Raw genomic sequence first — 7717 nt, 5'->3', positions numbered from 1 at the left:
AACAGATTGACTTCTTCATTCTTTAGATTTTTTAAAATGCTTCCTGATCGCTCTTTTTGCCAGATCAGGTTTTTCTGTACCAATCAAAAAGCGTTCATTATTTTTTGTGATGATCTGGATGCCTATGTTTCCTGATACATTATAGGCCTTTGCTCTTCCGAAGCCTCGAATTCCCCAGCCTCCATATTCAGAAACCGGTGCATAGGTTCTTATATAACACTCCTGAATCTCGTCCCAGTCATAATGTCTTCTGAAGAAAGGTAATGGTTCAAAACCTGCACTAATTCCTTTGCTATTAATTTTTGTTTCAAGATTCAGAATAAATATCAGAATAAATACGAGTAAACTAATTATTGGCGCGATCAAACTTTTTAGCTGCACCTCATTTGTGGATATTTCTGAAAAAAGAGGGAGTGCACTGGCAATTACAATCGTAATCATAAGAATAATGAGCCACCATTGTCTGAATTTCTGGTTCTCCTTGAATATGTGCATTCTAGTGATTCAAAGTTCCGGCATTCACAACGGGTGTCGCATCCCGATCTCCACATAACACCACCATAAGATTACTAACCATTGCAGCTCTTCGTTCTCCATCCAATTCAACTACTTTTTTTCTGCTAAGTTCCTCGAGTGCCATTTCCACCATACTAACTGCACCTTCTACGATCTTATGCCTGGCAGCCACAATTGCCGTAGCCTGTTGTCTCTTCAACATAGCGCTGGCAATTTCATTTGCATAGGCAAGATATCCAATACGTGCTTCGAGAACTTCAATTCCAGCAATATTCAATCGTTCCTCCAGCTCTTTTTCCAAAGCATCGCTTACTTCATTTACACTGGATCTCAAAGTGATATCCTCATCCAGACCTTCATCTGCAAAATTATCATATGGGTATAAACTGGCTAATTTCCGAACGGCTGCATCAGTCTGTACCACTACGAAATTCTCAAAATTATCTACATCAAAGGATGCTTTAAAAGTATCCTGAACCCTCCAAACCAGAATGGTACTTATCATTACTGGATTTCCAAGCTTATCATTCACTTTTAATCTTTCACTGTCAAAATTTCTCGCTCTTAACGAGATCTTCTTTTTGGTGTAGAACGGATTCACCCAGAAAAGTCCATTTTCTTTAACAGTTCCTTTATAATCACCAAAAAGCAGAAGTACTCTAGACTCATTTGGATTCACCAGGATAAGGCCGGGAACTATAAGAAAAGCGAGGAGTACTCCCAATGCCCATACTGGACTACCGGTATTGAAAATGGCAATAATACTTCCAAACAAAAGGATCAAGAATGCGAATAGCATAATATATCCATTAAATCCAGTGATAGTTTTTTCTTCAGTCATGTGAAATATGATATTAAAATGATATCATAAATATACTATATTAAATTTAATGAATTTCAATTCTTAACACTAAAATTTTATTGGGAGCCTTATATTTGGATTCTATAAAATACTACTATGAAAAAAATACTATTTCTTTTCGCTGTTTTACTGATGTGTGCTAAAGGTCAGGCTGCCGATTCAGAATGGGGGAGAACAGGTCATCGTGCAACTGCAGAGATTGCGCAAAGTCACTTATCTAAAGAAGCCCAGAAGGCAATCAATGATCTACTGGATGGCCATGGACTTGCATTTGTGGCTAATTACGCAGATGACATCAAAAGCGATGCTGCATACAGAAAATATGGACCTTGGCATTATGTAAATATTGATCCAGATCAGGATACTTATATCGAAGCTGAAGCAAGTGAAGATGGGGACCTGGTTCAAGCTATCAGAAAATGCGTGAAAGTATTAAAGGATAAGTCGGCTTCCAGGGATGAGAAGCAGTTTCACTTAAAAATGCTCGTCCACTTTGTAGGAGACCTGCATCAGCCATTCCATACAGGACATTCTGAAGATAAAGGAGGAAACGATATTCAGGTGCGATGGTTCAATGATGGTTCGAACATTCACAGGGTTTGGGATAGTGAGATGATCAATTTTTACCAGATGAGCTATACTGAATTAGCGATGAATACAGGAAGGCTTACCAAGAAGCAAAAGGCAACAATACAGAAAGGTGAATTGCTGGACTGGGTTTATGAATCGAGAGATATGGCAGAGGATCTATATGACGGGGTAGAGAATGGTGAAAAGCTAGGATATAGATATATGTATGATCATATGCCGCAGGTATTGGCCCAGTTGCAAAAAGGCGGACTAAGACTTGCGAAGGTTTTGAATGATATCTACTCTTAATATATTTTTCGAAACGTGAGATTTATTCTGGGGCCAATTTGCTTCTTTGTTTTTGGTAATTGATGTTTCCAGAATTTCTGAGTTTCACCTCTCATTACTAAAAGGCTACCGTGTTGTAGCCTTTTTTTGTAGGTAAGGTTCTTATCTTTTCGATGCTTTAGATGAAATATGCGGGGCTCACCAATACTTACTGAAGCAATTACAGGATTGGTTCCAAGCTCTTTTTCATCATCGGCATGCCAGCCCATACTATCCTGACCATCGCGATAGAGATTCGCCAGGCAGGCATTAAAAGACTGTTCACAAATCTCTTCACAGCGTTCCTTAACACCTGTCAAATAGGAAGGGAATATCTCTGGATGCACCGTAAGACCAGAGTAGGTGTATGCGTTGTTATTATCACTGAATAAAGCGGTAAGTCTTGGCTGAAGTATGTCTTTGCCAAACATTTTGATATGATCCTGCCTCCATCGCTCGTAATGCAGCAATTTTTCAAAGAGTTTATCCGCTTGTTCATCACTTAGAAAATCTGCAATATAGAGCAGACTTGCACCTTGTAATTCTATAATTTCCATAAGCCTAGATCAGGTAAAATAGTGCCCACCAGATAAGAACAAACTGTAGGGGAATTCGTGCAATTAAAATCCAGCGAGAAATTCCTGCTGCGGCTTTTTTTGAAGACAGCATATAAAAGTGTACCAGTAAAAAAATAAGCAGCATGATCACGATACCATAGATGGAAGCGTTTCGTGTTGAAGTAAATAATAATCCAATTCCAAGAAGGATTTCAGCGAGACCACTGAGTAAAACCAGCTGCTTGTGGGCAGGCAGGTATCTTGGCATAATTCGCATATACATTTTAGGTTTTAAAAAATGCATTATTCCTGCGAAAATGTACATAATGGACATTAGATAAAGATGCCACGGATTTTCCATAATTAAGATTTTTGGTGAAGATAATGCAAATAAATGCTTAGCTAAATTGTTAATAGTTAGACGTTTTTTGAAAATTTTAGTTGTGTAAGTACTTTAAATGGAGTAATTTCAGCGTCCAAAATCTATCGATAACCTAATATAATTTAATTGAAAACAAACGTTTCAGTTTATTTTCTCTTGTTTTTTTTATGCTTCAGCGTTACTTATGCGCAGCATAGCCGTGAAAAACCGAAAGATACACTTCAAACTCTGCTTGAAAAAGTCAATGAGGATATTTTAAAATACCAGTATCAGCAGGCGGTAGACAAAGCTTACGATCTTGTCACTTTAGCAAAAGAAAAGGAGAATAACCTTTATGTTTCTCGAGCTTATCATTCCTTGGGACATATATATTCCGATACAAAAGATCTAGCACGTGCCCGGCAGAATTATACCTTTGGTCTGGAATATGCCGAAAAGACTGGAAATGACTCCATAATCTTAACTTCCTATAATAATCTTGGGAATGCCTTATCTGAGAATCCAGCATTTAGGGATGAAGGGATCTCTTATTATAATAAAGCTATAAAGCTCGCAAAAGAGCTAAATATGAAGGAAGAGCTCATAGCGCCAACTACCAATATTGGATGGACCTATCTTGATGCAAATCAATATGACAAAGCATTTCCATATTTAGATCGTGCACTTGAACTAATGCTGGATGAGGTTCAGGAAAACGATTCCCGTTACAATTCCTGGTTATCTCAAATGTATATGCTGCATGGAAGATATTATGCGCACAAAAAGGCATTTGATTCTGCTCATGTATATTACGATAAGTCACTGCAGTTAGCTGAAAAGGACAGCCTGTATATTACAGCGGCTGAGGCCTATAAATATTATGCTGGGTTTCTCGAAAAGGAGGGTGATTATCAGGGAGCTTTCAATGCACAAAGAAAGTTTACCGAATTCAACGATCTTATTTTCGAGAATGAAAAAGTTCGGGAGATGGAAATCGCTGATGCGAAATTCAAACTATCAGAGTATGAAAAGGATCTTGAAATTGCCCAAAGGGAACAGAGCCTCAAGGATGAATTGATAGACCGTTCTAAGGAAAAAGTGATCATTATGGTCATTTCTTCAGTAGTACTGGTTTTTATATTAGTGTTTCTTTTCAAAATAAACCGTGATAGACGAAATCTAATTTCCGAGCTTCAGAAGAAAAATAAGCAGTATAAATCTGCACGTGACCAGGCTGAAAATTTATCCAGGATGAAAACCAGGTTTTTCAGTACTGTAAGTCACGAGATTCGAACGCCTTTATACGGAGTAATTGGACTTACCTCGCTACTACTGGAGGATAAAAGGCTGAAAAAACACAAAACTGATCTTAAATCATTAAAATTTTCTGCAGATTATCTTCTGGCCCTCATCAACGATGTTCTGCAAATGAATAAGATGGAAAGTAATGAAGTTAAATTGGAGAGTGTATCGTTCAACATTAGGGAACTTCTAAGTAGTATTGTAAATAGTTTTGAATTTACGAGAGTACAGAATAAGAATGAGATCAATCTGGATATAGACGATCAAATTCCATCATACCTGATAGGCGATTCTGTTCGTTTGTCGCAGGTCCTTATGAATCTGGTTGGTAATGCTATGAAGTTCACCGAGCGTGGCCTTATTAAAATCAGCATTAATCATCTGGAGGAAAATACAGATTCCGCGAAGATTCATTTTGTAATTGAGGATAATGGTCCAGGGATACCTGAAAGTAAGAAGAAGATGATCTTTGAGGAATTCTCGCAATTAGAGAATAGTAATTATAATTATCAGGGAACTGGACTAGGTTTACCTATTGTGAAAAAATTACTGAAACTTTTTGGTTCTAAGATCAAACTGGATACTAAAGAAGGGGAAGGTTCGTCATTTAGTTTCACTATAGACTTCGGAATTGATCATACTAAAACTGAAGTTCCGGTTATAGAAGATGATCTGGATCAACTTGCTTTGCATGGTAAAAAACGTATCCTAATCGTTGATGATAACCGAATCAATCAGGTAGTTACCAAAAGAATTCTTGAGAAGAAGGATTTTGAATGTGAAGTTGCCGGCGATGGTACTACAGCGATAGAAATGGTCAGGGAATCTAATTACGATCTTGTACTTATGGATGTGAATATGCCCGGCATTAGCGGACTGGAAGCTACCAGTGAAATACGTACCTTCAATAAATATCTGCCTATTGTAGCTTTAACGGCCGTAGAGGTAGAAGAAATTCGTGAGGAGATCCAATCTGCAGGGATGAGCGACATCATTATAAAACCATATGATGTGCAGCAATTTTACCAGATCATTTATAAGAATTTAAGCATGTCTGCTATTCCAGAAAAGGTTTAGCTTATTTCTTAACCTCTTTTGAATTTTCGGGAATCTGAAAATAATTCTCTTCAGGTTGAAAGAACTGTATATTCGAGATCTTAGCCTCTCCAATTTTTTCCCCTAATCCGCTTTCTTCATTCCAGTTGTGGAAACTCCAGGTAGTGGCGAAACTCACATCTTCGACTGTATTATAATCACTATACATGATCGCATGTGGATTTTCTTCAGCTTTAGACTTATCTGTACCAAAAGTCACAATATAGGCGGCGGCCTTTAGCAACTTGCTTTTATCGTCCTGATACACCACATACCAGTCATCTGGTGAATCTCCCGTGTTACTCTTAAAAGTTAGTTTTGAGGATGGGTATTCCAGGCTATCAAGTTTGCGCTGACTTGATTTTTCCCAAACGGTACCTGGATCTGTAAGTTTAAAAGGCATAGCAAAGAAATACTGCCAGGTAAATATATCAAAACGAGCGCCATCTGTAGCACTGGAATCCGGTGAAATAGCTACTTCACTTCCATCAAATACGATTGTAGAACCATTATTTTTCTCGATTTTAATCCCACTTGAGTTGGTATTCATAGCCAGTTTTGCCTTAAGTCTTTCTGAACCTCCAAAGTTAAGCTGAATATCGAAAGAAACTGCTTCCTTCATTTTAAAGGCTGCTTTGTTATGAGCCTCTTCGATATTTTCCGAAAAACTTAGAACCTGAGGAGGTCCTGCGCCATCTCCAATACCATTATCAGCTTCAACAGGGATTCTTTCTTCTTCGGAAGAATTCTTACAGCTTACGATGCTGGCAATTAAGAATAGTGCAATGATTTTCTTCATGTTATTTAATTTATTGGTTAATAAAAAAAGCCGCTGTAATTCAGCGGCTTTGTTAGTCGGAAGTAAAGTGATTACTTTACCATATCGAAACTTCTTTTAATAAAATCGGTGAGTTCTTCACCTTTCAAAAGATTTTGAGATAATCTTGCGAGGTCAAGAGATTGCTTGATCAAGCGTTGTTGCTTCTTCTCAGTTTTGGTGTTTAGAATAGTATTTATCAACTCGTGATTGGTATTAACCACAAGATTATACATTTCAGGCATATTACCCATTCCAAACATTCCGCCACCACCGGTCTGTTGCATCTCTTTCATCCTACGCATAAACTCCGGTTGAGTAATAATTAATGGCGCGGCGGTGCTGTCCATAGCCTCCATTTGGATCGTGTACTTTTCCGCAGGAATTACTTTTTCAAAATCACTTTTAAGTTTTTCCTTTTCTTCATCAGATAGTTTAGAGATCTTCTCATCATCTGTCTTAATAAGGTTATCGATGTGATCTGAATCTACTCTTACAAATGAGATATTCTCATGAGTCGTTTCAAGTTTTTGAAGCAGGTGAGAAACTATAGGGCTATCCAGCATTAATACTTTGTAGCCTTTATCCTTAGCTGCCTGGATATAACTATGTTGCTCGTCTTTATTAGAAGCATATAGAATAACCAGTTTATCATCCTTATCGGTTTGATTATCCTTTATCGCTTCTTTAAGCTCTTCAAAAGTGAAAAATTCATTTTCTGTAGTTGGATACAGCGCGAATTTATCAGCTTTTTCAAAGAATTTATCTTCGGAAAGCATTCCGTATTCGATCACGATCTTGATATCATTCCATTTTTTCTCAAAATCTTCACGATTGTTGTTGAATAAACTTTTCAGTTTGTCCGCTACTTTACGTGTGATATAACTCGAGATCTTCTTAACAGCTCCATCAGCCTGTAAATAAGATCTTGACACGTTAAGTGGAATATCTGGAGAATCGATCACTCCACGAAGCATTGTAAGGAATTCCGGCACTATACCTTCCACGTTATCGGTTACATAAACCTGGTTCTGGTATAACTGGATCTTATCCTTCTGAATGTTCATATCCTGAGCCATTCTCGGGAAATAAAGAATTCCTGTCAGGTTAAAAGGATAGTCTACATTTAAGTGGATATGAAATAATGGATCTTCGAATTGCATTGGATACAATTCCTTATAGAAATCATTGTAGTCTTTTTCCTCTAGATCTGTAGGTTGCTTTGTCCATGCAGGATTTGGATTGTTGATGATATTATCAACAGTCTTTGTTTCTGGCTTCGCATCCTCTTTAGCATCTTCAGGGAGAGG

8 protein-coding genes are annotated in these 7717 nt (G+C 37.6%); 2 read left to right on the top strand and 6 right to left on the bottom strand.

All coding sequences use genetic code 11. From position 1 onward, the window contains the following. Positions 1–15 precede the first annotated feature (15 nt). A complete protein-coding gene (locus QZ620_RS12700) occupies positions 16–495 on the bottom strand; it encodes a hypothetical protein (RefSeq protein ID WP_295182271.1) in 480 nt (159 codons plus the stop codon). 1 nt (position 496) lies between these two features. Then, the gene (locus QZ620_RS12695) at positions 497–1357 is read right to left on the bottom strand and encodes an SPFH domain-containing protein (RefSeq protein WP_295182269.1); all 861 of its coding nucleotides are present in this window, start codon (positions 1355–1357) and stop codon (positions 497–499) included. 117 nt (positions 1358–1474) lie between these two features. Here QZ620_RS12695 and QZ620_RS12690 point away from each other — a divergent pair, with 117 nt between their 5' ends. After that, positions 1475–2257 (top strand): S1/P1 nuclease, encoded by a 783-nt coding sequence (locus QZ620_RS12690; RefSeq protein ID WP_295182266.1) that lies wholly within the window; start codon positions 1475–1477, stop codon positions 2255–2257. On the opposite strand, the gene QZ620_RS12685 is transcribed toward QZ620_RS12690, so the two are convergent. After that, on the bottom strand, positions 2254–2832 hold the full coding sequence (locus QZ620_RS12685; protein ID WP_295182263.1) for an alpha-ketoglutarate-dependent dioxygenase AlkB: 579 nt from the start codon (positions 2830–2832) through the stop codon (positions 2254–2256). The two genes, QZ620_RS12690 and QZ620_RS12685, sit on opposite strands and share 4 nt — an antisense overlap. Positions 2833–2836: 4 nt before the next feature. Beyond that, the gene (locus QZ620_RS12680) at positions 2837–3193 is read right to left on the bottom strand and encodes a hypothetical protein (protein ID WP_295182260.1); all 357 of its coding nucleotides are present in this window, start codon (positions 3191–3193) and stop codon (positions 2837–2839) included. A 147-nt stretch (positions 3194–3340) separates the two neighbouring features. Between QZ620_RS12680 and QZ620_RS12675 the strand changes: the two genes are divergently transcribed. Continuing rightward, complete coding sequence (locus QZ620_RS12675; RefSeq protein WP_295182257.1) at positions 3341–5572, top strand: response regulator; 2232 nt, start codon at positions 3341–3343, stop codon at positions 5570–5572. Between the two features lies 1 nt (position 5573). Here QZ620_RS12675 and QZ620_RS12670 read toward each other — a convergent pair whose 3' ends face one another. Then, complete coding sequence (locus QZ620_RS12670; protein WP_295182254.1) at positions 5574–6389, bottom strand: DUF6503 family protein; 816 nt, start codon at positions 6387–6389, stop codon at positions 5574–5576. A 71-nt stretch (positions 6390–6460) separates the two neighbouring features. After that, positions 6461–7717, bottom strand: a 1257-nt coding sequence (locus QZ620_RS12665) for a molecular chaperone HtpG (RefSeq protein ID WP_295182252.1), incomplete at its 5' end; no start/stop codon positions are given.

Origin of the sequence: uncultured Christiangramia sp., from assembly GCF_913046405.1 — a bacterium.
Taxonomy (GTDB): Bacteria; Bacteroidota; Bacteroidia; order Flavobacteriales; family Flavobacteriaceae; genus Christiangramia; species Christiangramia marina.
This window is presented reverse-complemented; position numbering and strand designations above follow the sequence as displayed.

Bases quoted from the DNA above. Each gene is read 5' to 3' on its own strand.
- QZ620_RS12670 (WP_295182254.1), bottom strand. From the start codon at position 6,389: ATGAAGAAAATCATTGCACTATTCTTAATTGCCAGCATCGTAAGCTGT.
- QZ620_RS12700 (WP_295182271.1), bottom strand. From the start codon at position 495: ATGCACATATTCAAGGAGAACCAGAAATTCAGACAATGGTGGCTCATT.
- QZ620_RS12680 (WP_295182260.1), bottom strand. From the start codon at position 3,193: ATGGAAAATCCGTGGCATCTTTATCTAATGTCCATTATGTACATTTTC.
- QZ620_RS12685 (WP_295182263.1), bottom strand. From the start codon at position 2,832: ATGGAAATTATAGAATTACAAGGTGCAAGTCTGCTCTATATTGCAGAT.
- QZ620_RS12690 (WP_295182266.1), top strand. From the start codon at position 1,475: ATGAAAAAAATACTATTTCTTTTCGCTGTTTTACTGATGTGTGCTAAA.
- QZ620_RS12695 (WP_295182269.1), bottom strand. From the start codon at position 1,357: ATGACTGAAGAAAAAACTATCACTGGATTTAATGGATATATTATGCTA.